The organism is Campylobacter sp. B0100352/1 (assembly GCF_020135855.1).
GTDB classification, from domain to species: Bacteria; Campylobacterota; Campylobacteria; order Campylobacterales; family Campylobacteraceae; genus Campylobacter_D; species Campylobacter_D taeniopygiae.
This window is the reverse complement of sequence record NZ_JACHTP010000006.1, coordinates 51738-75392: the sequence shown is the minus strand read 5'-3', so window position 1 is coordinate 75392 and position 23655 is coordinate 51738. Positions and strand designations below refer to the sequence as shown.

Here is a 23655-nt window from a genome sequence, read left to right as displayed (position 1 = left end):
TTTTAAAAATTATAAAAATCAAGAAGAATTTGATAATGCGATCAGTGAAAATTTAACCGCCATATATATTATTTATTCTAATGCTCCATATATTGGACTTTTAGGGACTGTTGTTGGGATCATGGTTACTTTTTATGAAATGGGCTTAGCTGGAAATATAGACGTAAAATCTATAGTTATAGGACTTTCTCTAGCCCTTAAAGCCACAGCTTTAGGTCTTTTAGTTGCCATTCCAACCCTTATCGCTTATAATGCGCTATTACGTAAAATTTCTCTTCTAAGTAGTACTTATAAGGCAAATCAAAATGATTAAATTGCCAAAAAATGAGGGATTAAACATTGTCCCATTTATAGATATTATGCTTGTTTTACTCGCTATCGTTCTTAGTATTTCAACCTTTATCGTGCAAGGTAAAATCCAAATTAATCTCCCAAAAAGCGAAAGCTCTATGAGTCTTAGCGATCATGAAAAAAAACTTCTTATTAGCATCGATGAGAAAAATATTTTCTATCTAGATGATAAAACAGCAAATTTAGAACAAATAAAAGAGGCGATATCCCAGCTCGATCAAAAAACTATCGTAGAACTCAAAAGCGATAAAAATGCTAAATTTGAAAGTTTTGTGCAAATTATAGATCTATTAAAAAACAAAGGACATGAAAATTTCCAAATCATAACGGAGAAAAATAAGTGAAAAACTTATTTTTAAATCACAAATATCAAGCCTTTTATCTATCTTTTTTAATCTTTTTACCTGTATTTTTTTTAATCTTTAATTCTGCTGATTTTTTTAAAGTAAAATTTAAAAATGAGGAAATTTTTACCTTATCTATGAAGCAATTTACCCAAATCAATCCAGCACCCACACAAGAGAATAAAATCGTAGAAAAAACCACACCTAAAATCAATAAAATTCAACCAAAACCCATAAAAAAAGATACAAAAAAAATCAAAAAAATAGAACAAAAACCAATTACAACCGAATCAAAGCCGACAACAAATCAAATAGCTAAAAATCCTTCTCCTCAAATCACTCAACTCATACAAGGTAAAGATAAACATCCACTTCTTGAAGAAATTCAAAAAGCAATTCAAAAAGCCCAAAATTATCCTAGACAAGCTCAAAGAATGGGTATGCAAGGGGTTGTTAAAGTAGAATTTTTATGGAAAGAAAATAAAACTTTAGCAGAGTTAAAAATAATCCAAAGTTCTGGATACTCCATCTTAGATAAAAATGCCTTAGAAAGCATTCGCAAAGCTTCAATAAATTTCCCTTACTATAAAAATGATTTAAGAATCATACTTCCTATAGTGTATAGTTTAAAAGGATAAAACTCACCAAAATTATTTAATCTAAACTCTTTTATCGACAAATATGGCTTTATTATCATTGATTTGCCCCATCAAATCTTTGTTTAAATTCTTAGTTAATTTATCTAAAGATTTATCTTGAAGTTCTTCAAATTCTTTTGGATTGCTAGCTTTAAGTTTAGCCTGCTCATCAGCACTTAAAGAGCTTAAACCTTTCTCTTGTGCTTTTTGAAGTAAATCTTCTTCATCATTTTCTTTTTCTTTGATTTTAGCTTTATCATCATCTTTTTTTTGAATTTTTTGCGGATCAACACTTTGCATAGCATTTGCTCCACCTCCTGAAACTTCTTTTAAATCACTCAAAATTTCTCTTAAACTCGGTTCTTTAACATCATTATCATCAATATTTCCATCTTTATTGACATCTTTATCTATAAAAAAATTCAATTTTTCTTCTATGCTCGTATCATCAGATAATGAATCATTATGTTTTAAACCTAAATTCTGCATACTTTCATGCAAAGTATTTTGATGAAAATTGATGCGAGTGTTATTTTTTTCATCTTGGGTAGATTTAACACTGAAAAATTCATTTTTTGCATTTTCAAACCAATTAGAAACAAATTCATTTGCTTCTCCATTTAATCTTATAGCTCCATCATCTCTAGCAATATAATTTGTATAAGAACTAAAATGATTTTGCAAACTTTTATAATTTTCTTCACTTAAATTTAAAGATATCAACTCACCTTCTTTATCTTCAAAAATAATTTTCTTGCCAAAATTATTATGATCTGAAAGATCATTAACTTTGACTTTATCCTTTTCTTCAGACTTTAATTCCAAAATTTCTTTACGATTTGTAACATTTTGATTGTTTGACAAAGTATTAAAACCATTCATTGTTAATTTATCCATAAATTATCCTTAAAATTTACAAATTAACATTATTTACAAGATGCAAATAAACCCAAACGGCACATTTTTCTTTGATGCTGCGTTGGTAAAGCATTGCATTTTTTCAATCTTTCTTTATAATCAGGACAGGAATTTTTAGCATACACTACACCCAAAAGTATAAAAATAAAAAATATTTTTCTCATGATTAAAACCCTTAATATTATAAGCTAGTTTTGATATAATTATAAATTTGATATCGACAAAAAAGAAAAAGATTTTATATAATAAAGAATGTAATAAGGAATACAATGAAAGCATTAGCCCTTTTTAGTGGTGGCCTTGATAGTATGTTAGCAATGAAACTCATCACTTCTCAAGGTATAGAAGTAAAAGCTCTAAATATTAATATAGGTTTTGGAAGTACAAGCGATAAAAGTGAGATCATGAAAAAAAGAGCGGCTATGGTGGGTGCAGATTTTGAAATGATCGATGTAAGAAATTCTTATTTACAAGAAGTTCTTTTTAATCCACAATATGGCTATGGCAAGCATTTTAATCCTTGCATAGATTGCCATGCTTTTATGTTTAAAACTGCTCTTGCTATGCTAAAAGAAGAAAATGCAAGTTTTATCATCACCGGAGAAGTCTTAGGACAAAGACCGATGAGTCAAAGAAATGACGCTATGGCTAAGGTTAAAAAATTAGCCCTTGATGAAGAGGATCTTATCTTGCGTCCTATGTGCGCCAAAAATTTACCTCTAACAAAGCCTGAAAGAGAAGGTTGGGTGGATAGAGAAAAACTAGAAGGCATTAGTGGAAGAAGTCGCAAAAGACAACTGGAACTGGCTGCACAATTTGGACTTGAAGATTTTGAAAGCCCAGGTGGAGGATGTTTATTAACCCTTGATAGTTTTGCTAAAAAAATTCGCGATTTTATACAATTTGATAAAGATATGCAAGTTAATGACGCACAACTTTTAAAATACGGACGTCATTTAAGATTGCCTATGGGCGCTAAAATGATCATAGGACGTAATGAATTAGAAAATGAACTTTTAAGAAATTTAAAAACTCCAAAATATGAAGTTATAGGCATAGGAAATTTAATAGGAGCTTATTCTTTGCTTAGCACAAATGCAAGTAATGAGGATATAGAACTTGCTTTAAAAATTGCTTTAACTTACACTAAATGCGATATAAATACTAGCTATGAATTAGAATTTAAAAACCAAAAATTTATCACCTCAGCTTTTGAAGATAAAACACAAATTAGCAAATTTTTTATCAGCTAGTATAAACTAATTTCAAAAAAGAACGATATAGTGATTGAATCTTTTCAAAATATTGCTATAAAAGCCCGTTTCAAAACGGGCTTTTTTTATTTTAGACTATAAATTTTTTTCAAATTATTTAAATTAGAACTCGCATTTAAAAGCAAACAATCAGCTAAAACTAAACGCACCATAGCATTAACCACAACACTTCCACGTATGCCAACGCAAGGATCGTGTCTGCCTTTTAATTCTAATTTCACATTATTTCCAAATTTATCCATACTTTCTTGTTCTCTAAAAATAGAAGGAGTGGGTTTAAAATAAGTTTTTAAAACAAGATCTTCTCCATTTGAAATTCCACCTAAAATGCCCCCACTATGATTGCTTAAGAATTTATTATCCTTTAAGATATCATTATTTTGAGATCCATACATTTTGCTTGCATTAATCCCCTCACCAATTTCTACTGCCTTAACAGCATTAATCCCCATTAAGGCATGGGCGAGTTTAGAATCTAATTTATCATAAAGAACTTCTCCAAATCCTTTCATCATCCCAGTTACTCTTGTAAAAACCGCTGCGCCTACACTATCTTTAGATTTTTTTGCATTTAAAATTTCAGCTTTAAAATCATTTTCTAAACTAGAATCAAGACAAAAAATCTCACTTTCTTGTGCCCATTTAAAATCAAATTGATCCTCATTTAAATTTGATTTTAACCTCCCTACTCCAAAAACCCCACTTTGAACACAAATATCAAATTCATTCAAAAGCATCGCGCATACAGCACCCCCAGCTACCCTAGCAACACTTTCTCTAGCACTTGATCTTCCACCGCCTCTATAATCTCTTAAGCCATATTTATGAAAATAAGTAAAATCAGCGTGTGCAGGGCGAAATACATCTTTAAAATCATCATAATCTTTAGAACGTGCATTTTCATTAAAAACAACTATGGCAATAGGATGGCCTGTGGTATATCCCTCAAAAACTCCGCTTAAAACTTGTGCTTTATCGCTTTCTTTTCTTGGAGTTGAAAATTGATTTCCACCTTTGCGTTTATCGAGTTCATTTTGTAAAAATTCCTCATCAAATTTTACACCAGCAGGCATTCCATCTATCACGCAACCCACAGCTACTCCGTGAGATTCTCCAAAACTTGTAAATTTTAATCTTGTGCCAAAGGTATTCATGATAAATTTTCCAATTTTTCAAGTGCAATTTTTGCCGCCATTTGTTGTGCCTCTTTTTTGCTTTTTGCAATAGCTCTTGCAATTTCCTTACCCTCTAGCTTTAAAGCAATTTCAAATTGTTTTAAATGATCGGGCCCAAAAGCACGCAGTGTTTCATATTCTGGAGTTTTTCCTATGGTGCCTTGAGTGATCTCTTGCAGTCTTGTTTTATAATCTTTGATTAAATTTTTTGCATCAATTTTTGGAAAATTATTTTCTATGAGTTTTAAAGCGATATTTCTTGCACATTCAAAGCCTGATTCTAAATGAATAGATCCTATGATCGCTTCTAGAGCATCAGAAAGAATGGAAGGCTTTTGTCTTCCTCCATTATTTTCTTCAGATGTACTCATAAAAATAAAATCACCTAAATTTAAACTATCGGCGATTTTTGCAAAGGATTTTTCATTCACTAAAGCGGCTCTTAATTTTGACAAATCACCTTCAGCGTCTTTTCCAAATTTATGAAATAAATACTCCCCTACGATCAAATCAAGCACCGCATCCCCTAAAAATTCCAAACGCTCATTATTATAAGATTTTTTACAACTTTTGTGAGTCAGTGCTTGTGTGAGAAGATTTTTATCTTTAAATTGATAACCTAAGTTTTGTTCTAAAAGCTCGATATTTTTCATTGATTTTCCTTTTGCAATTTTAAAGCCGCCTCTCTTGCTAAAATATCACATCTTTCATTTTCCTCATGCCCGTTGTGTGCTTTGATCCAAAAAGCTTGAATTTGATGCGATTTTGATACTTTTAAATATTCTTTCCACAAATCTACATTTTTTTTACCTTTAAAATCCTTTTTAATCCAATCATCAAGCCATTCATTAATACTTTGAACCATCAAATTTGAATCAGTAAAAAGTTTGACTTCACAAGGCTCTTTTAAAATTTTTAAAGCTTCAATAATAGCCATTAATTCCATACGATTATTAGTAGTATTTTTTTCCGATCCAAAGCCTTCTTTTTGATGCCCTTTATAACGCACTATATACGCCCACCCTCCAAAACCTGGATTATTAAGACAAGAGCCATCGGTATAAATTTCAACACATTTCATCATTTTTTACTTCACAAATAATCTTACAAGTATTAAATTCATAACACATAGGGCAATGATAAAAAAACAAAGGCATTATATTTTTGCATTCTGAACAACGATAAGAAAATTCAAGCCTTGCTTTAAAAGAATTTTCACGTAAAATTTTTAACATTTTTAAATTTGAATTTTTAAAAACAAAATGACTTGGAATTTGATCTTTGCTAATATAGCCTAAAGCATAAAAAAATTCTAAAAACTCTTGACTTTCCAAATTAAAAACTTGATCTTGCTTATAAAGTAGATCGCAAATATCGTTAAAATTTTGCCCCAAAAATAAAGAATATTTTTCAAAAATAAAACGCCCTAGCATAGTATTGTTTGACATTTTTAATTCTAATAATTTTTGTTTTTTTTCTTCATTGTTTAAATTTGAAGCATATAAATTTAAAGCTTTTATAAATTCTTGTTCTTTTTCTACTTCTTCTCCAAGTTCAAATAAACACTCTAAAATTTCTAAATTTTCTTTATAAGCTTTTAATTTTAAATACACAATTTTAAGAAGTTTTAAAGCCTCTATATTTCTTGGACGAAGTTTTAAAGCTTGAAGTAAAACTTCTTTAGCGCGCTCTAAAAATCCTGCTTTAAAATAAATATTTGCCAAAGCGATAAAAATAAATTCTTGTTCATTTTTATCCTTGCTTTTTTCAAGTGCGATCAAATAAATTTGAGTGGCCTTTTCAAATTCTCCACTTTTTGTAAAAATATCTGCTAAAAAGCTTAAATTTCCAAAACTCAATCTTTCATTTCTTAATAAATCTTTGTGAATATTATCTATTTCAAATTTTTTAATGAATTTTTCAAGCTTTTGTTCTTTATCTTTATTTGCAAACAATTTCCAAGCATGATTAGCCACAGAAACCACAAAAATCAAAACAGTTAAAATAATAAGCCCTACCAAAGGATCCCTATATTCAACAAAGAAAAAATCCATAAACTCTCTTTAAAAATTTTATGCCAAATTATAGCTAAATCTTTGTATAATTTTATTTAAGGTTTTTAAAATGATATCTAAAGAAAGTATAGAAAATTTATCCCAAAGACTTAATATTGTTGATATTATTGAAAATTACATTGAAGTAAAAAAACAAGGCTCTAGCTTTGTTTGCGTGTGTCCATTTCATGCAGATAAAAATCCTTCTATGCATATTAATGCTCAAAAAGGTTTTTATCATTGTTTTGCGTGTAAAGCAGGAGGAGATGCTTTTAAATTTGTAATGGACTATGAAAAATTAAATTTTTCTGATGCAGTAGAAAAAGTCGCCAGCCTTTGCAATTTTACTCTAAGTTATACTAAAGAAAAAAATGAAAGCAAGAAAGATCTAAAAAATATCTTACCTAAATTAAACGCTTATTTTAAAAATAATCTTTCTCATCATAAAGAAATTTTAGACTATCTCTACTCAAGAAAATTAGACGATAAAGACATTGCTAAATTTGAATTAGGTTTTGCAAATTCAAGCGAAGAAAGCGTGAGATTATTGCAAAATGAAAATATATCCATCGAAGATGCTTTAGCGGTTGGAGCCCTAAAGAAAGATGAAAAAGGTGAAATTTATGCGAGTTTTATATGGCGTATCACTTTTCCAATTTATGATCAAAAAAATACACTTGTAGGCTTTGGCGGAAGAACTATTAATCCAAACGTAATGGCTAAATATGTCAATTCTCCCCAAAATATGCTTTTTGATAAAAGTAGAATTTTTTACGCTTTTCATTTAGCTAAAGATGCTATCAGTGCAAAAAAAGAGATGATTATCTGTGAAGGTTATATGGATGCGATTGCTTTTCATAAAGCAGGTTTTAACAATGCAGTAGCCGTTCTTGGCACCGCACTAACCGAACATCATTTACCTTTAATCCGTCGATATGAAGCTAAAGTGATACTTTGTTTTGATAACGATGAAGCAGGATTAAGAGCGGCTACTAGATCAGCTTTTTTACTTAGCACTCATAAAATCGATGGCAAAGTCGCTCTTTTAGAAGGCGGAAAAGATCCTGCGGAATTAGTCGCTAATAATCAAAATGCGAAACTTTATGATATACTTGAAAAAGGTATGGAGCTTGGGGAATTTTATATCAGACGTATCATAGCAGATTTTACACTTGATTCAGCGCTTGATAAACAAAAAGCTTTAGAGAGTGTGCAAAAATACACTTTCACTCTTGAACCTTTGATTGCTAATTCTTATACGCAACTCGTTTCTAAACTTTTAGGCGTGGAAGAAAAACTGATTGTTTTAACCAAAAATTTCAGATCTTATAAAAATTTAAATTCCACTCCTTTAGAAATTCCAAACACAAAAACACACATTACAGAACTTGAAATTCTCAACTTTTTAAAAAATAATTCCAACATGCACGAACTTTTTAAACAAATTAGCGATAGTGTTTGTTTTAAACATAAAATTTTATTAGAAAAAATTCTAGAAAAAAAAGGCTATGAAGATAGCGATATAAGAGAATTTGAACAAAAAAATATCCTTAAAAATTTAAATCAAAATGAATTTTTATTTGGCATTTGCAAAATCAATTTAGCTTTTTTAAATCACATCGATACAATCAATTCTGTCTTAGCTCTAAAAAAACAACTTTTTGCCTTAATCGATAAAAATTCTCAAATTTTAAATAAAAATTTAACACAAGAAGAGTGTTTGTATTTTTTAAAAGAATATTTATTGCTTTTAAAAAATGAAAAGGATGAAATAAAACTAGAGCAATTATTTAAAAGCTTAAATAAAATTTTTTCTCTTAAAAAATTTGATGCAAAAGAATTAAATATCAATTCCACGCAAGAATACAATGAAGAACCTTTTTAAGTTAAATGGTAAAAAAGTGTTTAATTTACCTTTTTTTAAACACAATCACGCTAAAGTATAGAAATTTTTTTAAGGATTGATTTGATGATGCCTTTTAGTGATGAAGAACTTATAAATCCTGTAAAATCAAGCTTAGAAAAAAGCATTCCTATGTTAGAACGCGATGGGGGTGGGCTTGAATTTTTAGGGATTAAAAATGGAGTGGTTTATGTGCATTTAATCGGTGCTTGCAAAGGTTGTGCATCAAGTGGAACAACCCTAAAATATGGACTTGAAAGACAACTTAAAATCGATATTCATCCAGAAATTACCATTGTAAATTTAAATGGCGGAGCAGAAGAATTTGCAAAATTATAAAAAACTCGGTATCGAACATTTTCTAAAAAAAGATTTTAAAACCGCAAAAATATATTTTTCTCTAGCCTATGAAAAACGTAAAAATAAGCGTTTGTTTAATTTTATTTTGCTTTGTGATTTAGCTTTAAAATTTCCAAAAGAGTCGATTTTGCTTTTTGAATTTTATTTAGAACACTACACCATAGAAAAAATTGATAAAGATTTTGAAGAAATTTTAAAAACAATAGAAACTCAACACGAAGAAAGATCTCAAAATAAAGATGAATTAGAAGATGGCTATGCTCTAAATTATCAAGATTTTTTAAAAAGTGCAGAACAAATTGGCTTTGAAAAAAGTTTTGAAAATATTATACAGAGTGCAAAATTAGTGATTGATAATCGTGATGATTTTTTAGATTTTTTAGAAAAACTTCTTGAACACGGCTATAAAGATATGACTTTAAATTACATCGAAAGCGTTATGTCTCATTTTTGGGCCAATGAAAGATTTATAAAAATCCAAGAAAAACTTATAGGATTTAAAAGTGAAAATAAAGCTTGAAAATACATTTATTACCGATAGTACTTTAGAATGTGAAAAAGGTTGTTTTTTTCTAAAAACTGAGCAAAACAAACAATTTGAAAATGAAGCTTTAAAAAAAGAATGCAAGATTATTGATGTTAAAGAATGCAAAAAAATACTCAATATTGATGAAAATATTAAAATTATCGGCATCACAGGAACAAATGGAAAAACAACCACCGCAGCGGCAATTTATTCTATATTGCTTGATTTAGGATATAAATGCGGTCTTTGTGGAACCCGCGGTGCTTTCATAAATGATGAACAAATCGATGAAAAATCCCTTACAACATCAGCAATTTTAAAAACATTAGAGTATTTAAAAATCGCTACGCAAAAAGGATGTGAATTTTTCGTTATGGAAGTAAGCTCGCATGCTTTAGTGCAAAATAGAATCGAGGGTTTAAAATTTGCAGCAAAAATTTTTACCAATATCACTCAAGATCATTTAGATTTTCACCAAAATTTTGAAAATTATAAACAAGCCAAAGAACTTTTTTTTACCGATGAAAGCTTAAAATTTATCAACAAGGACGCCTTAGCAATTAAATTTAATGTAAAAAATGCTTTTACTTACGGCATAGAAAATCCTTCTTTGTATCAAATTAAAGCCTACTCTTTAGAAAATGGCATCAATGCGGTTGCTATGATCAAAAATACAACCTTTCATATAGAATCCCCTATGCTAGGACTTTTCAATCTTTATAATCTTCTTGCTGCAAGTGCTTGTGTGAATGAGCTTGTTAAGCCAAATTTGAATGACTTAGAAAAAGCGATCAATCACTTTGGAGGGGTTTGCGGACGAGTGGAACAAGTTGCTGATGGAATTATCGTTGATTTTGCTCATACGCCTGATGGCATAGAAAAAGTTCTTGATGCTCTTAAAAATAAAAAATTAATTGTAGTTTTTGGCGCAGGAGGCAATAGAGATCGTACTAAACGACCTTTAATGGGTAAAATTGTAGAACATTTTGCAAAAACTGCTATCATTACAAGCGATAATCCACGTGATGAGGATCCAAAAATTATAATCGAAGAAATCGCAAGTGGTTTTAAAGAACCAAAAAAAGCTTTGATGATTGAAGATAGAAAAGAAGCCATAAAAAAAGCTTTAGAACTTAAAGAAAAAGATGATTTAGTAGTGATCTTAGGAAAAGGTGATGAAGAGACTCAAGAAATTAAAGGGATAAAATATCCTTTTAGTGATAAATTAGTTGTAAATGAAATTTTAAGGATAAATTGATGTTTGATAATATAGACTTTTCTAAAATGGGCGAACTTTTAAATCAAGTTCAAGAAAAAGCAAAAAACATAGAATTAGAACTTGCTAGTAAAGAATTCAGTGCAAAAAGTGGAGCAGGGCTTGTCAAAGTCAGTGCAAATGGCAAAGGTGAAATTATCGATGTGAGTATTGATGATTCTTTACTTGAAGATAAAGAATCGATGCAAATTTTGTTAATATCTGCTATCAATGATGTTTTAGCTATGGTAGCACAAAATCGCAACAGCATGAGTAGTGATATTTTAGGAGGCTTTGGAAAATTATGAGATTTTTATTTTGTATAATTGCATTTTTAATGATCGGGCAAGCTATAGAACGCCCTACTTTTGAAGATTTTGTCGCAGGTTATGAAAGAAATAAGGCAAGTATGTTTAATTACGAAGGAATGCCAGCCTTTGTTTTAAGTGAAAATTTACTTGCTGTTTTAAAACAACCTAATGCAAAATTAAATAAATACGTAAAATACGATCCTTTTTTAAATCTTTATCTTGTAAGAACAGATTTTTCACTCATTCCAACTCCTATGGGAGATGAAGAAAAATTGACTCGTAATGACTGGGTTGGAATTTGGGATCCAAATAAACCTTATATAGGTCATATTAAATACTTAGCTCAAGATATCAATGAAAGAGATCAACTTGATTTTAACACAAAAATCGGACTTTTGGGAACTCCATGTTGTGAAATGCTTGGCATTGCACTAAATAATGGTGCTTTTATTGGTAATAGATATTTAAAACACTTTATGAAATACAATGATGTTTATTGGGGTGATATTGGGGTTGATTTTGTAGAGCGAGAAAACAAAATTTATGTTAATAAAGTACGTAAAAATGGTCAATTTTTAATCAATGATGAAGTGATAAGCGTAGATGGAAAACCTGTAAAAGATTTAAGAAAATTAAACGAAAAAATTCTGTTTGCTGATCCTAGCAGTACGCTTTATTTTCAAGTCTTAAGAGACAATGTTGATTTAAATATTTCAACTCAAGTTTTTGCTAAAGATATCAGTAAGTTTAATCTTCCAAATGCCAAACCAAAGCCAAAAACAACCAATTTTAGAAGTAATTTAGGCTTAAGTGTTAACGCATCCTTAATCGTGACAAAAGTCGATCCAAAATCTAAGGCTGATTTAGCCGGATTTATGGTGGGTGATAAAATTTTACGCGTTAATAATATCATCTTAAAAGATTTTAAAAATTTGCAAACTATACTTGCTAATGGAAATGATTTTAACATTTTAATTCAAAGAAAAAGCTCCAAACTTCCTTTGCATAATTTTGATGATGGCTTAATCGGAAATATTAATGCAGGTGGAGATGGAAATTTTCAATTTTTTATTAGGCTTAGAAAGTGAAAGAACTCTTCATCAAGCATTTAAATGAAAATTTACCCTATATAAAAAGCTTTCATCCTTTTTTTAATGAAGCTTTACAAGCGATGTTAAAAGCCGGTGGAAAACACTTTCGCGCACAATTGCTTTTAGGCATTGTTGAATGCAAAGCCCCCCAACTCATTTCAAATGCTTTAGATGCAGCTTTAGCTTTAGAATTTATCCATACTTATTCTCTCATTCATGATGATTTACCTGCTATGGATAATGCTGATTTTAGACGAGGTGCTCCTACCCTACATAAAAGCTATGATGAAACTACAGCTATTTTAGCTGGAGATGCTTTAAATACCGAAGCTTTTTTATTACTAAGTAATTTAAATTTAAAAGAAAAGATTAAAATCAATTTAATCCGCACTTTAGCCTATAATGCGGGTATCAATGGAATGATTATAGGTCAGGCGATTGATTGTTATTTTGAAGATAAAAAACTCAATTTAGATGAACTTAAATTTTTACATATTCATAAAACCGCAAAACTCATAGCTGCATCTTTAAAAATGGGTTGTGAAATTTGCGAATTAGAAAAAAAAGAAAGTGAAAAAATTTATGATATTGGTTTAAAATTAGGTTTAATCTTTCAAATCAACGATGATATTATCGATACAACCATGAGTGAAGAGCAAAGTGGAAAACCTGCTAATCATGATACGCATAAAAATTCTTTTGTGAATTTATTAGGACTTCAAGAAGCCATAAATTGCAAAAATGATTTGATACAAAATTGCAAAAATGATTTGATCAATTTAGATGAAAAAATATCAAAAATGATCGAAAATCTTATGATACAATATTTATAAAGGTTAAGAATGGATACAAAATTTTTAAAAATTCAAGCAGATACTTTAAGATTTTTAAGCGCAGATATGATCCAAAGGGCAAATTCTGGTCACCCAGGTGCGCCTTTAGGTTTAGCTGATATCTTAAGTGTTTTAAGTTATCATTTAAAACATAATCCTAAAAATCCAAACTGGCTAAATCGCGATAGATTAGTTTTTTCAGGTGGTCATGCAAGTGCTTTAATCTATAGTTTTTTACATTTAAGTGGCTATGATTTAAGTTTGGATGATTTAAAAAATTTTAGACAACTTCATTCTAAAACCCCTGGTCATCCAGAGATCACAACAGCAGGCATTGAAATTGCAACAGGTCCCTTAGGACAAGGTGTGGCTAATGCTGTTGGATTTGCTATGGCTGCTAAAAAAGCTCAAAAAATGCTTGGAGAAGATCTAATCGATCATAAAATCTATTGTCTTTGTGGTGATGGAGACTTGCAAGAAGGAATTTCTTATGAAGCTTGTTCTTTGGCAGGACTTCATAAACTTGATAATTTAATACTTATTTATGATAGCAATAATATCTCTATAGAAGGAGATGTGGGCCTTGCATTTAATGAAGATGTTGCTTTGCGTTTTAAATCTCAAGGTTTTGAAGTTCAAGATATCGATGGACACAATTTTGAAGAAATTAATAAAGCTTTAGAAAAAGCAAAAAATTCTAAGCAACCAAGCCTTATTATCGCAAGAACAACCATTGCTAAAGGTGCTGGAAAACTTGAAGGAAGCCATAAAAGTCATGGTGCTCCTTTGGGCGAGGATATCATTAAAGAAGCTAAAGAAAAAATAGGTTTTGATAAAAATTTAACCTTTCAAATTCCACTAGAAGCAAAAATTCGTTTTGAAAGTGCCATAGAACTTGGAGACTTAGAAGAAGCAAAATGGAAAGAAAAACTTAAAAATTCTAACAAACAAGAACTTTTAGAAAAACTTTTAAAGCCTGATTTTAGCAATATACAATATCCTGATTTTAAAGGTAAAGATCTTGCTACAAGGGATAGTAATGGAGAAATTTTAAATATTTTAGCCAAAAATTTAGAAGGCTTTTTGGGTGGAAGTGCGGATTTAGGTCCTTCAAATAAAACAGAACTTCATGAAATGGGAGATTTTGTAGAAGGAAAAAATATCCATTTTGGCATAAGAGAACACGCAATGGCAGCTATTAATAATGGCTTTGCTAGATATGGTCTATTTTTACCTTTTTCAGCAACCTTTTTCATTTTTAGCGAATATTTAAAACCGGCTGCTAGAATTGCTGCTTTGATGAAGATAAAACACTTTTTTATTTTCACTCACGATAGTATCGGAGTTGGAGAAGATGGCCCTACTCATCAACCTATTGAACAATTAAGCACTTTTAGAGCTATGCCTGATTGCTTAACTTTTAGACCTGCGGATGGGGTTGAAAATGTCAAAGCTTGGAAAATAGCCTTAAATAAACAAATGCCAAGCGCTTTTGTACTTTCACGCCAAAAACTTAAAGCTCTAAGTGAGCCTGTTTTTGGAGATGTTGAAAATGGAGCTTATTTGCTTAAAGAAGATGAAAATCCTAAATTCACTTTACTCTCTAGCGGTAGTGAAGTTTCGCTTTGCTTAGATGTTGCTAATGAACTTGCGAAACAAAACATTACTTGTAACGTTGTTTCGATGCCTTGTTTTGAACTCTTTAATCAGCAAGAAAATGACTATAAAAAAAGAATTTTACAAGGTGAAGTTATAGGGGTTGAAGCAGCAAGTTCTCATGAGCTTTATAAATTTTGTCACAGAGTTTATGGAATAGAAAGTTTTGGAGAAAGCGGAAAAGATAAAGATGTATTTGAGCATTTTGGTTTTAGCGTTTCTAAGCTTTTAAATTTTATTCTTAATAAATAAAATGACTGCGAATTTCAAATTTCAAAAAGACAAAATATTGATTTTTGGAATTTGGAATAAAACAAGCATTTCAAGATTAAAAACTCACGATTTTTTATCTCAAATTTCAATCACGCAATGTATTTTTGATTTTAGTAACCTAGAAGAAATTGATATGGCTGGAGTAAGATTTTTTCTTGCTTTAGAATTTGATCTTAAAAAAAATAATATTTCTATATTAAAACAGGGGTTAAATTCTCGTTTTGAAAAATTATTTGAACTTTGTGAAAAAAATTATCAAAGAATAGAAAGCGATTTTAAACAAAACTCATTTGATTTTAAAAAAATATTTATATCCTTAGGGATACTTAGCATTAATTTTCTTATAATTTTAAAAGATTTTATCCATTTTATAGGTGCTTTTTTTATCTCCCTTGTATTGTCTTTTAAAAATCCTAAAAATTTCCGCTTTGTATCTTTTTTATATCATATAGAAAACTCAGCATTTAATGCCTTGCCTATTGTTATTTTAACTGCAATGCTAATTGGAATTGTTCTTGCTTATCAAGCGGCTTATCAATTAGTACAATTTGGGGCTAATATTTTTATTGTTGATCTAATAGGAATTTCAGCCACTAGAGAACTTGCTCCTTTAATCACAGCTATTATAATAGCCGGAAGAAGTGCGAGTTCTTATACTGCTCAAATTGGAGTGATGAAAATAACAGATGAAATTGCTGCAATGAATACAATGGGCTTTAGATCTTTTGATTTTATCATTATTCCCCGCGTTATGGCCTTGATCATTTCCATGCCCTTAATAGTCGCTCTAAGCGATGCTATAAGTATTTTAGGTGGAATGTTAGTAGCAAAAATAAACCTTGATATTTCTTTTTCAGAATTTATAAGACGTTTTAAAGAAGCAGTGGAATTAAAGCATATCATCATAGGTCTTGCAAAAGCTCCAATGTTTGGTTTTTTAATTGGTGCGATTGCTTGTTTTAATGGCTTTAAGGTAAAAAATACCACACAAAGCATAGGAATTTATACTACAAAAAGTGTTGTGAGTACTATTTTTTGGGTGATAGCATTTGATGCTTTATTTTCGATTATTTTAACTATGGCTGGAATTTGATGGTTATTAAAGCACGCAATATCACGACCAAATTTGATCAAAAAATAATCCACAATAAAATCAATTTTGAAGTTAAAGAAAATGAAATTTTTGGTATTTTAGGTGGAAGCGGGAGTGGCAAATCCGTTTTACTCAAACAAATGTTACTTTTAGAACACTTTGATGAAGGAGAGTATGAAATTTTAGGCTTTAAACTTAAAAATATCAGTGAAAAAAATGCTTTAAATTTACAAAAACAATGGGGAGTGGTTTTTCAATTTGCTGCTCTTTTTAGTTTTTTAAATGTTTATGAAAATATAGCTATTCCTTTAAAAGAATACACTCAATTGGATGAAAATTCTATCAAAGAATTAGTTCTTATGAAACTTAAAATGGTTGGATTAAATGAAAGTGTTTTAAGGCAATTTCCAAGCCAATTAAGCGGAGGAATGCAAAAAAGAGTGGCTATTGCAAGAGCTTTAGCCTTAGATAGCAAATTGCTTTTTCTTGATGAACCTACTTCGGGTTTAGATCCACATAGTAGCCGAGAATTTGATGAACTCATTTTAGAATTACAACAAATTTTTAATCTTAGCATTGTGCTAGTAACTCATGATAAAGACAGTATGAAAACCTTGCTTGATCGTTTTATCATTTTAGAAAACACTCAAGTGGGTTTTTATGGGACCTATGAAGATCTTAAAATACAAAATGAAAAACTTTTTAAAAAATTTATGGAGTAAAAGTGGAAAATAGAGTCAATTATTTTTTTGTAGGAATTTTTATATTTGGATTGTTTTTTGCTAGTTTAGCATTTATACTTTGGCTTGGCGGATACTCCAAAAAAGAAAGTTTTAAATACTATGAAATTTATACTCAAGAATCCGTAGCAGGACTTGGTATCAAAGCACCTGTAAGACTTTTAGGGGTAGAGGTGGGAAGTGTAGAAAAAATCAGCATAGAAGAAAGAGATAGCTTAGGGGTTAAAATTCTAATTAAAGTAAAGAAAAATACTCCTATAAAACAAGATACATATGCAACCTTGCAACTTCAAGGAATTACAGGACTTAAATTCATACAACTTCAAGGAGGAAGTAAAGAAAGTCCCGAACTTACTAGCCACAATAAAAATAAACCTCCAATTATTCAATTTAAAGAAAGCTTTTTAGCTGCTATAGACAAACAAAGTGAACACATTTTTTCTTTGGTTAAAACTGCTGATTTAAAAACTAAAGAGCTTTTGAGTGAGCAAAATTTAAAAAATTTAGAACTTATTTTAAATAATTTAGCCCAAATAAGTTCTCATTTAAATGAAAATTCACAAAAAATGAGCCAAAATATTACAAATGCGAGTTTCAAGCTAGGGCAAATGGCAGATAATATAAGTCTTGCTGCTAAAAATTTTAATGAAATTTTAAAAAGCGTCAAAGAAGGAGTGATTGCTTTAAATTCCTTCGCCAAAAAAGCCAATTCAAAAATAGATTCTTATGATGATTTAAAGCAAAATATTGAACAAAATTTAGAACTTTTAAACAAAGTATTATTAGAAAGCGATCTTTTGATAAAAAATTTACAAAGAAGCCCTTCTGATATTTTATTTAAACAAGAAAAACCTCAACTAGGACCTGGAGAAAGATAATGAAAAAATATTTATATATATTTATTTTAAGTTTTATTTTTTATGGATGCTCTATAAATAATCAAGTTGATAAAACTCAAATGTTTATTTTAAAAAACGATGAAATTTCTTCTAATATCCCTTTTAAAAAAACAACTAAGATTTTAAAAATCAAAAGTGCCACTTTGCCTTTATATCTTAATTCAAAATCAATCATTTACACACAAAACAATATAAGCAATACCTATGCTTATCATTTTTGGGCGGATTTGCCTAGTAATTTTTATCGATCTTTTCTTTTATCAAAACTAGAAAAAACTAAAATATTTAAAGCTGTTATTTCCTCGCAAAGCTCATTAAATGCTGATTATATTCTTGAAAGCAGAATTGATTCTTTTGAACAAATTCTTAACTCAAAGCAAAATTATACACAAATTGCCGTAAGTGTTAATCTTATCGATGTTAAAGAAAATAAAATTATTGTTCATCGATTTTTTAATCATAAAGAAAATATTGAGCAAAATAATATTTCAAGCATTTATCAATCTTTTGAAAAAAATTTAAATTCTTTAACCACGGATATTGTTCTATGGATTAATTCTAATATTGATTAAAAGTAGGAACACTTTTTGCTTTTAAAAATTTAGCAATATTTTTTTGAAAGGCAAAAGATGAAAAATGAATTAGATATACTAAAAAAACATTTAGGGGAAGTTGAGGCTGTAGGAGAATTTAAAGCAAATCAAATTTGTTCACAAATAAACGATGCAAATGATTTTATTGGTGCCTTGCAAGTATTAGAACTTGCCCTTAAAAAAATTGAACAAAGTATCACTCAAAGACTCGAGGATCAAATTGATGATTTACAAAAACGCACTTTAGATGCAACCACTTCACAACTTATCCAAAATTGTTCTTTCATGGGAACTGCACTTTTTGGAAATATTTTTAATGTATATGTTGGCAAAAAACTTTTTGAATTTGAAATTTCAAATCCTCTTTTAATCTTAGAAAAAGCTGGATATGAAGGTGTTTTAGCTTATATTCAAGATAAAAGAGATGAAATAAAAAATATTTTAGCTGATCTTGCTAATGCAATCATCATGGGTCAAAGCATAGATAATGCTGGAATGTATGACTCAAGCATGGATTTTAAAAATCTTTTTAGATAATTTATAAAGCAGAAAGGATATCTGCTCTTCCATTAACAATTGCAACGCAATGCTCATAATGGGCAGTGTTTAACTCATCGGCACTGCCCGCATCCCATTTTCCATTAAAATGCTTTGGAGTTCCATCTTTTTGGCATATCATAGGCTCTATACAAAAAACCATTCCATTTTTTATCTTAGGCCCACTTTTAGCATTAGCCCCTTTTTCTAAATAATTTAAAATTTCAGGCTCCCCATGAGGTTTGCGCCCTATTCCATGTCCGCAATATCCACGCAACGGAACAAAACCTCTTGAAGTAATAAATTCACCCAATGCAGCCGAAAGCTCCTTAAAACGCATTCCATCTTTAATAATATCAATTGCATAATACAAAGCATCTTTAGCACAAGCGATCAAAGCTTCATCCTTAGAAGAAATTTTACCAATAGCAATAGTCCTAGCAGCATCGCCATAATACCCATCAAGCATTGTGCCGACATCTATACCCAAAATATCGCCTTCTTTGAGAATTTTATCATCGGGAATTCCATGGATGCAAACTTGATTTAAAGAAGTGCAAATTGCACCTGGAAAGCCATAAAGTCCCTTAAAAGAAGGTTTGGCACCTAAGCTTAATATATACTCTTCTGCCATTTGATCAATTTGTTTTAAACTCATTCCAATTTTTATTTCTTTTTCTAGAAAATCCAAAGTTTTTGCGACGATTTGATTTGCATTTCTAAGTTTTTCTATTTCTGCCGGTTTTTTTAATTCTATCATGATTTATCCTTATAAATTTAACCAAATTTTAGCAGTATTTTTTAAAGATTGTACATCACTTGAAGCATAAAAATGCAATAGTGCTTTATCTTTTTTATAAATTAATTTTTCTTTTTCTTTCAAAAAATCAACTATAGCATCACCTGAATGGATTAATTTTGTATTTTGACCAAAATAATCACTCAAAGATTTCATTAAAAAAGGAAAATGGGTACAAGCTAAAATTAAAGCATCTGGAGTTTGAACTTTTTCAAAATAATATTTCATAGCACTTTGTAAAAATTCCCCCTCAAAAATACCCTCTTCAACCATAGGGACAAAAAGCCCAGTTGCTAAGGCTTTTATTTGAGTGAAACCTTGCTCGCTTAAACGTTTTTGATATTCTTGTGATTGAATAGTTGCTTTAGTAGCGATCACTAAAATTTTTTCATCTTTACGCTTTAATGCTTTTTTTGTAGCCTCCACTCCAGCGTCTATTACTCCATATATTGGGATATTAGCATTTTGTCGCAATATATCTAAGGCATAAGCACTTGCAGTATTACAAGCAATAATAAGCATATCAATTTGAAATTTTTTAAAAAAATCTAAAGCCTCTAAACAAAATTTGATAATCGTATCTTTATCTTTTACTCCATAAGGAACTCTTGCGGTATCCCCATAATAAATTATTTCATCAAAAAAATTCGCTTCATAAAGAGATTTTAAGACGCTAAGTCCTCCTACACCACTATCAAAAACTCCAATTTTCATCTTATATATCTTCTAGCGCCTATATAACGTGATTTCCAATAAGAATTACTCAAGTTAGCTTCTCTAGCTCCACCCCTAGAAGAAAGATGGATGAAATTGCCTTTGCTTGTATAAATTCCTACATGCATGCCATTTGGCCCTCTACCCGTTCTAAAAAAAACTAAATCTCCAGCTTTTAAATGAGACTTAGAAACCCTTATGCCTGAATTTAATTGAGTGACAGTTGTTCTTGGGATTTTTGCATTAAACTCCAATAAAGCTTTTTGCGTAAATGCTGAACAATCAGCACCTCTTTTAGTATTGCCCCCTAAAACATAAGGAGTTTTTCTCCATTCATAGGCAATAGATTTTAATTTAGATTCTACATTAGAATAATGGTGATTTGGTTTTCCCATAAAAGCAAAATTAGGATAAAAACTACAACCTGTGATAAAAAATAAAGCTAAAAAAATAAAAAAAAGTTGTTTCATTCATTTCTCCTTTTTTTAAGCACGATTTGCAAAAAATCTAAGATAAATAAAGCCCCAAATTCCAGAACAAAATGAAGCAATCAAAATAGCAAGATTATCTGCATAATGAAATATATCGCTTACCTCATAAGCCAAACCATCAATAAATAAACTCATGGTAAAACCTATGCCTGTTAAAATACAAACTCCATAAAGTTGTTTTAAATTTGATCCTTGAGGCAAATGAGCTAATTTAAATTTTATAGCAAAATAAGAAAAGACAAAAACTCCTAATTGCTTTCCTATAAAAAGTCCAAAAAATATCCCTATACTCACTCCAGAAAACATAGCTTTTAAATCTATGTTTGACAAATTCACTCCCGCATTTGCAAAAGCAAATAAAGGCAAAATAACAAAATTGAGCCAAAATTTTAAACTTTCATAAATATCTTCTAAAAAAGGTTTGCCTTCTTTAGTAACCATAGGGATAAAAAAAGCTGTAATGATTCCTGCTAAAGTAGCATGCACTCCACTTTTTAAAACACTGATCCAAAGAATTAACGAACAAATAAAATAAAAAGATTTTCGCGTAATACCAAAAACATTAAGCATAAGCATTATAAAAATAACAATTGTAGCAATGATAAAAGCAAAAATAGAAAGTTTGGTGGTATAAAAAATTGCGATAATTAAAATAGCCCCAACATCATCGAAAATCGCTAAAGAAAGTAAAAAAATTTTCAAACTCGATGGAATATATTTTCCGCACATCATCAATATCGCTAAAGCAAAAGCGGTATCTGTAGCTGTTGGGATAGCCCAACCTTTAAGGGTATATATATCGCCTAAATTAACCAAAGTAAAAAATAAAGCAGGGATTAATATACCTCCTAAAGCCGCTATAAAAGGCAATACTATATTTTTAGGATTTTTAAAATCTCCATGTAAAAATTCTTTTTTAAGCTCAAGACCTATTGCAAAGAAAAAAATCGAAATGAGTCCATCATTTACCCAAAGCAAAAAAGGCTTATTAAGTTCAAATTCGCCAACACTAAATCCCACTTTTAAATTAAGAAGACTACGATAATGTTCGCTAAAAAATCCATTTTGGATCAATAAAGCAAGTAAAGTAGAAACAATAAGTAAAATTCCGCCAAAAGCTTCACTTAAAATGAGAGTTTTTAATTTTTGGAAAACACCATTCATTTGATTATCTTAAGATATATAAAGCCGATTAAGGCACTGATGAAACTCGCTAATAAAATAGCTAATTTATCAGCATGTTCAAAAATATCACTATTTTTATACGCTAAACCATCGATAAATAAACTCATAGTAAAGCCTATGCCTGTTAAAATACAAACTCCATAGAATTTGGAATATTTTATATTTTCAGGAAGTTTTGCAAGTTTTAATTTGATAGCAAGATAACAAAAAGAAAAAACCCCTAATTGTTTTCCCAAAAATAAACCTAGCATAATTCCGAGACTTACAGGTGAAACTAAAACACTCGCATCCATATCTTTAATATCAACCCCTGCGTTTGCAAAAGCAAATAAAGGCAAAATAAAATAAATCACCCAAGGATTTAAATCCTTTAAAACTGCATGCAAATAAGGTTTTTTATCAGGTGTATCTAAAGGTATAAATAAAGCTATGATCACTCCTGCTAAAGTAGCATGCACTCCACTTTTAAGCATCGCTACCCATAAAATCACTCCGATTAAAACATATAAGGATAGGTGTGTAAAATGAAGATAATTTAGCACAAACAAGACCAAAATACATAAAAAACAAATCACAATAGCCAAAAATGAGAGTTGATCCGTATAAAATAATGCGATAATAATAATCGCGCCCAAATCATCAAAGATAGCCAAAGAAAGTAAAAACAACTTTAAGCTCGATGGAATTTTATTTCCTAAAAGCATTAAAATTCCCACTGCAAATGCTATATCTGTAGCTGTTGGAATAGCCCAACCTTGCATAGCAAAATCATGGGAATGATTGATTAAAGTAAAAATCAAAGCGGGGAAAATCATCCCCCCTAAAGCTCCAAATAAAGGCAAAGAAACTGATTTTATATTTTTAAGCTGTCCGCGTAAAATTTCATATTTTAACTCAAGACCAATACAAAGAAAAAATATAGCAATCAATCCATCATTGATCCAAAGTTCTAAAGACTTTGCAATTTTAAAATTCTCAAAACCTATCGTTAAATTTGCGTGAAAAATTTCTGCATAATAAAAACCAAGAGAAGAATTTTTAAACAATAAAGCTAAAAGAGTAAAAAATATAAGCAAAATTCCAGGAAAAGTTTCACTTAAAATTATTTTTTTAATTATATGCATTTATAACCCATCCTAGAACTAAAAATTATTTTTGTATGATTATAACTAAAAAATACTAAAGAAATAATTATTTTCAAATAATTTATTAGGATACAAATTGCATCCTAATTGATTAGATATTAAGCATAAATATCTAAACCACTAGAGCTAGAAGCTTGTGGAGCGGAGGCTTCAGAGACATTCTCCATACCTTCAATAAGCTTACTCATTAATGTTTCATTTGTATCCATAGATTTTTTTAATACTGAGGTATTAACCGCTGTTAATAAGTTTGCATTATTCATGGTTGCATCTGAAATCATAACATCCTCCTTATTTTGATGTAGTCTTATAAAAGACGTTTAAATAATATCGGAAATATTTTTTAAAAATTAATACCTAAATTTTTTAAATATTTTAAAATTTACAATAAAACCTTGTATTTAAATTATTTTTTAGTCTTATTTAAGATTGTTGGTATTATACTTCTATATTGATAATAAATATTATTTTTATAAATACATGATTTTGGAGCAAAT

Annotated in this window: 29 protein-coding genes; 17 read left to right on the top strand and 12 right to left on the bottom strand. The window is 29.8% G+C overall.

Annotated features, from left to right (window positions below):
* The 3 genes from exbB to H2279_RS03165 all read left to right on the top strand — a co-directional run.
* A partial coding sequence (gene exbB / locus H2279_RS03175; RefSeq protein WP_337195565.1) for a TonB-system energizer ExbB occupies window positions 1-313 on the top strand: 313 nt, incomplete at its 5' end.
* Window positions 306-695: a TonB system transport protein ExbD gene (gene exbD, locus H2279_RS03170; protein WP_337195564.1), complete on the top strand. Its 390-nt coding sequence runs from the start codon at window positions 306-308 to the stop codon at window positions 693-695. The genes exbB and exbD, both read left to right, overlap by 8 nt.
* Window positions 692-1333, top strand: a complete 642-nt coding sequence (locus tag H2279_RS03165) for an energy transducer TonB (RefSeq protein WP_337195563.1) — start codon at window positions 692-694, stop codon at window positions 1331-1333. The genes exbD and H2279_RS03165 overlap by 4 nt, the downstream gene beginning before the upstream one ends.
* A gap of 21 nt (window positions 1334-1354) precedes the next feature.
* On the opposite strand, the gene H2279_RS03160 is transcribed toward H2279_RS03165, so the two are convergent.
* The gene (locus H2279_RS03160) at window positions 1355-2230 is read right to left on the bottom strand and encodes a hypothetical protein (protein ID WP_337195562.1); all 876 of its coding nucleotides are present in this window, start codon (window positions 2228-2230) and stop codon (window positions 1355-1357) included.
* Window positions 2231-2259: 29 nt separating this feature from the next.
* Window positions 2260-2415 carry a hypothetical protein gene (locus tag H2279_RS03155; RefSeq protein ID WP_170999697.1) on the bottom strand — a complete coding sequence of 52 codons (156 nt, stop codon included), beginning with the start codon at window positions 2413-2415 and terminating at the stop codon, window positions 2260-2262.
* Window positions 2416-2520: 105 nt separating this feature from the next.
* Between H2279_RS03155 and H2279_RS03150 the strand changes: the two genes are divergently transcribed.
* Window positions 2521-3504, top strand: coding sequence for an MnmA/TRMU family protein (locus tag H2279_RS03150; protein ID WP_337195561.1), 984 nt, complete (start codon window positions 2521-2523; stop codon window positions 3502-3504).
* A gap of 86 nt (window positions 3505-3590) precedes the next feature.
* On the opposite strand, the gene aroC is transcribed toward H2279_RS03150, so the two are convergent.
* Genes aroC through H2279_RS03130 form a run of 4 tightly spaced genes read right to left on the bottom strand, consistent with a single transcriptional unit; the run spans window position 3591 to window position 6754 of the window.
* The gene (aroC, locus tag H2279_RS03145; protein ID WP_337195560.1) at window positions 3591-4679 is read right to left on the bottom strand and encodes a chorismate synthase; all 1089 of its coding nucleotides are present in this window, start codon (window positions 4677-4679) and stop codon (window positions 3591-3593) included.
* The gene (gene rnc, locus H2279_RS03140) at window positions 4676-5353 is read right to left on the bottom strand and encodes a ribonuclease III (protein WP_337195559.1); all 678 of its coding nucleotides are present in this window, start codon (window positions 5351-5353) and stop codon (window positions 4676-4678) included. The genes aroC and rnc overlap by 4 nt, the downstream gene beginning before the upstream one ends.
* Window positions 5350-5781, bottom strand: coding sequence for a ribonuclease HI (rnhA, locus tag H2279_RS03135; protein ID WP_337195558.1), 432 nt, complete (start codon window positions 5779-5781; stop codon window positions 5350-5352). Before rnhA ends, rnc begins: the two co-directional genes overlap by 4 nt.
* A complete protein-coding gene (locus H2279_RS03130; protein WP_337195557.1) occupies window positions 5768-6754 on the bottom strand; it encodes a CDC27 family protein in 987 nt (328 codons plus the stop codon). The genes rnhA and H2279_RS03130 overlap by 14 nt, the downstream gene beginning before the upstream one ends.
* Before the next feature lie 70 nt (window positions 6755-6824).
* Here H2279_RS03130 and dnaG point away from each other — a divergent pair, with 70 nt between their 5' ends.
* The 13 genes from dnaG to H2279_RS03065 all read left to right on the top strand — a co-directional run bounded on the left by dnaG (window position 6825) and on the right by H2279_RS03065 (window position 18824).
* Complete coding sequence (gene dnaG / locus H2279_RS03125) at window positions 6825-8639, top strand: DNA primase (RefSeq protein WP_337195556.1); 1815 nt, start codon at window positions 6825-6827, stop codon at window positions 8637-8639.
* Window positions 8640-8723: 84 nt separating this feature from the next.
* Window positions 8724-8996: a NifU family protein gene (locus tag H2279_RS03120; RefSeq protein ID WP_137621673.1), complete on the top strand. Its 273-nt coding sequence runs from the start codon at window positions 8724-8726 to the stop codon at window positions 8994-8996.
* The gene (locus tag H2279_RS03115; RefSeq protein WP_337195555.1) at window positions 8983-9537 is read left to right on the top strand and encodes a histidine kinase; all 555 of its coding nucleotides are present in this window, start codon (window positions 8983-8985) and stop codon (window positions 9535-9537) included. Before H2279_RS03120 ends, H2279_RS03115 begins: the two co-directional genes overlap by 14 nt.
* The gene (locus H2279_RS03110; protein ID WP_337195554.1) at window positions 9521-10801 is read left to right on the top strand and encodes a UDP-N-acetylmuramoyl-L-alanyl-D-glutamate--2,6-diaminopimelate ligase; all 1281 of its coding nucleotides are present in this window, start codon (window positions 9521-9523) and stop codon (window positions 10799-10801) included. Before H2279_RS03115 ends, H2279_RS03110 begins: the two co-directional genes overlap by 17 nt.
* Window positions 10801-11106 (top strand): YbaB/EbfC family nucleoid-associated protein, encoded by a 306-nt coding sequence (locus tag H2279_RS03105; protein ID WP_137623120.1) that lies wholly within the window; start codon window positions 10801-10803, stop codon window positions 11104-11106. Before H2279_RS03110 ends, H2279_RS03105 begins: the two co-directional genes overlap by 1 nt.
* Window positions 11103-12197: a PDZ domain-containing protein gene (locus H2279_RS03100; RefSeq protein ID WP_337195553.1), complete on the top strand. Its 1095-nt coding sequence runs from the start codon at window positions 11103-11105 to the stop codon at window positions 12195-12197. Before H2279_RS03105 ends, H2279_RS03100 begins: the two co-directional genes overlap by 4 nt.
* Window positions 12194-13033 (top strand): polyprenyl synthetase family protein, encoded by an 840-nt coding sequence (locus H2279_RS03095; RefSeq protein WP_337195552.1) that lies wholly within the window; start codon window positions 12194-12196, stop codon window positions 13031-13033. Before H2279_RS03100 ends, H2279_RS03095 begins: the two co-directional genes overlap by 4 nt.
* 9 nt (window positions 13034-13042) lie before the next feature.
* Window positions 13043-14941 carry a transketolase gene (gene tkt, locus H2279_RS03090; protein ID WP_337195551.1) on the top strand — a complete coding sequence of 633 codons (1899 nt, stop codon included), beginning with the start codon at window positions 13043-13045 and terminating at the stop codon, window positions 14939-14941.
* Window position 14942: 1 nt separating this feature from the next.
* Entirely contained in the window at window positions 14943-16055 is a 1113-nt protein-coding gene (locus H2279_RS03085) for an ABC transporter permease (RefSeq protein ID WP_337195550.1), read from the top strand.
* On the top strand, window positions 16055-16777 hold the full coding sequence (locus H2279_RS03080; RefSeq protein ID WP_137623125.1) for an ABC transporter ATP-binding protein: 723 nt from the start codon (window positions 16055-16057) through the stop codon (window positions 16775-16777). Before H2279_RS03085 ends, H2279_RS03080 begins: the two co-directional genes overlap by 1 nt.
* Window positions 16778-16779: 2 nt before the next feature.
* Entirely contained in the window at window positions 16780-17673 is an 894-nt protein-coding gene (locus tag H2279_RS03075) for an MlaD family protein (protein ID WP_137623126.1), read from the top strand.
* A complete protein-coding gene (locus tag H2279_RS03070; RefSeq protein WP_137623127.1) occupies window positions 17673-18266 on the top strand; it encodes an ABC-type transport auxiliary lipoprotein family protein in 594 nt (197 codons plus the stop codon). Before H2279_RS03075 ends, H2279_RS03070 begins: the two co-directional genes overlap by 1 nt.
* Window positions 18267-18323: 57 nt before the next feature.
* Window positions 18324-18824: a flagellar FLiS export co-chaperone gene (locus H2279_RS03065; protein ID WP_337195549.1), complete on the top strand. Its 501-nt coding sequence runs from the start codon at window positions 18324-18326 to the stop codon at window positions 18822-18824.
* Window position 18825: 1 nt separating this feature from the next.
* On the opposite strand, the gene map is transcribed toward H2279_RS03065, so the two are convergent.
* The 6 genes from map to H2279_RS03035 form a co-directional block, all read right to left on the bottom strand.
* Entirely contained in the window at window positions 18826-19584 is a 759-nt protein-coding gene (gene map, locus H2279_RS03060; protein ID WP_137623129.1) for a type I methionyl aminopeptidase, read from the bottom strand.
* Between the two features lie 9 nt (window positions 19585-19593).
* On the bottom strand, window positions 19594-20337 hold the full coding sequence (murI, locus tag H2279_RS03055; protein ID WP_337195548.1) for a glutamate racemase: 744 nt from the start codon (window positions 20335-20337) through the stop codon (window positions 19594-19596).
* Window positions 20334-20807 (bottom strand): C40 family peptidase, encoded by a 474-nt coding sequence (locus H2279_RS03050; RefSeq protein WP_337195547.1) that lies wholly within the window; start codon window positions 20805-20807, stop codon window positions 20334-20336. Before H2279_RS03050 ends, murI begins: the two co-directional genes overlap by 4 nt.
* 15 nt (window positions 20808-20822) lie before the next feature.
* Complete coding sequence (gene nhaA, locus H2279_RS03045; protein ID WP_137623132.1) at window positions 20823-21992, bottom strand: Na+/H+ antiporter NhaA; 1170 nt, start codon at window positions 21990-21992, stop codon at window positions 20823-20825.
* Window positions 21989-23137 carry a Na+/H+ antiporter NhaA gene (gene nhaA / locus H2279_RS03040; RefSeq protein ID WP_337195546.1) on the bottom strand — a complete coding sequence of 383 codons (1149 nt, stop codon included), beginning with the start codon at window positions 23135-23137 and terminating at the stop codon, window positions 21989-21991. Before nhaA (H2279_RS03040) ends, nhaA (H2279_RS03045) begins: the two co-directional genes overlap by 4 nt.
* 119 nt (window positions 23138-23256) lie before the next feature.
* The gene (locus H2279_RS03035; protein WP_337195545.1) at window positions 23257-23439 is read right to left on the bottom strand and encodes a YjfB family protein; all 183 of its coding nucleotides are present in this window, start codon (window positions 23437-23439) and stop codon (window positions 23257-23259) included.
* Window positions 23440-23655 lie beyond the last annotated feature (216 nt).

Excerpts from the sequence above, each read along its gene's own strand:
- exbD (WP_337195564.1), top strand. The coding sequence starts at position 306 with ATGATTAAATTGCCAAAAAATGAGGGATTAAACATTGTCCCATTTATA.
- H2279_RS03160 (WP_337195562.1), bottom strand. The coding sequence starts at position 2,230 with ATGGATAAATTAACAATGAATGGTTTTAATACTTTGTCAAACAATCAA.
- H2279_RS03155 (WP_170999697.1), bottom strand. The coding sequence starts at position 2,415 with ATGAGAAAAATATTTTTTATTTTTATACTTTTGGGTGTAGTGTATGCT.
- H2279_RS03150 (WP_337195561.1), top strand. The coding sequence starts at position 2,521 with ATGAAAGCATTAGCCCTTTTTAGTGGTGGCCTTGATAGTATGTTAGCA.
- aroC (WP_337195560.1), bottom strand. The coding sequence starts at position 4,679 with ATGAATACCTTTGGCACAAGATTAAAATTTACAAGTTTTGGAGAATCT.
- rnc (WP_337195559.1), bottom strand. The coding sequence starts at position 5,353 with ATGAAAAATATCGAGCTTTTAGAACAAAACTTAGGTTATCAATTTAAA.
- rnhA (WP_337195558.1), bottom strand. The coding sequence starts at position 5,781 with ATGAAATGTGTTGAAATTTATACCGATGGCTCTTGTCTTAATAATCCA.
- H2279_RS03130 (WP_337195557.1), bottom strand. The coding sequence starts at position 6,754 with ATGGATTTTTTCTTTGTTGAATATAGGGATCCTTTGGTAGGGCTTATT.
- dnaG (WP_337195556.1), top strand. The coding sequence starts at position 6,825 with ATGATATCTAAAGAAAGTATAGAAAATTTATCCCAAAGACTTAATATT.
- H2279_RS03120 (WP_137621673.1), top strand. The coding sequence starts at position 8,724 with ATGATGCCTTTTAGTGATGAAGAACTTATAAATCCTGTAAAATCAAGC.
- H2279_RS03105 (WP_137623120.1), top strand. The coding sequence starts at position 10,801 with ATGTTTGATAATATAGACTTTTCTAAAATGGGCGAACTTTTAAATCAA.
- H2279_RS03100 (WP_337195553.1), top strand. The coding sequence starts at position 11,103 with ATGAGATTTTTATTTTGTATAATTGCATTTTTAATGATCGGGCAAGCT.
- tkt (WP_337195551.1), top strand. The coding sequence starts at position 13,043 with ATGGATACAAAATTTTTAAAAATTCAAGCAGATACTTTAAGATTTTTA.
- H2279_RS03085 (WP_337195550.1), top strand. The coding sequence starts at position 14,943 with ATGACTGCGAATTTCAAATTTCAAAAAGACAAAATATTGATTTTTGGA.
- H2279_RS03080 (WP_137623125.1), top strand. The coding sequence starts at position 16,055 with ATGGTTATTAAAGCACGCAATATCACGACCAAATTTGATCAAAAAATA.
- H2279_RS03070 (WP_137623127.1), top strand. The coding sequence starts at position 17,673 with ATGAAAAAATATTTATATATATTTATTTTAAGTTTTATTTTTTATGGA.
- H2279_RS03065 (WP_337195549.1), top strand. The coding sequence starts at position 18,324 with ATGAAAAATGAATTAGATATACTAAAAAAACATTTAGGGGAAGTTGAG.
- map (WP_137623129.1), bottom strand. The coding sequence starts at position 19,584 with ATGATAGAATTAAAAAAACCGGCAGAAATAGAAAAACTTAGAAATGCA.
- murI (WP_337195548.1), bottom strand. The coding sequence starts at position 20,337 with ATGAAAATTGGAGTTTTTGATAGTGGTGTAGGAGGACTTAGCGTCTTA.
- H2279_RS03050 (WP_337195547.1), bottom strand. The coding sequence starts at position 20,807 with ATGAAACAACTTTTTTTTATTTTTTTAGCTTTATTTTTTATCACAGGT.
- nhaA (WP_137623132.1), bottom strand. The coding sequence starts at position 21,992 with ATGAATGGTGTTTTCCAAAAATTAAAAACTCTCATTTTAAGTGAAGCT.
- nhaA (WP_337195546.1), bottom strand. The coding sequence starts at position 23,137 with ATGCATATAATTAAAAAAATAATTTTAAGTGAAACTTTTCCTGGAATT.
- H2279_RS03035 (WP_337195545.1), bottom strand. The coding sequence starts at position 23,439 with ATGATTTCAGATGCAACCATGAATAATGCAAACTTATTAACAGCGGTT.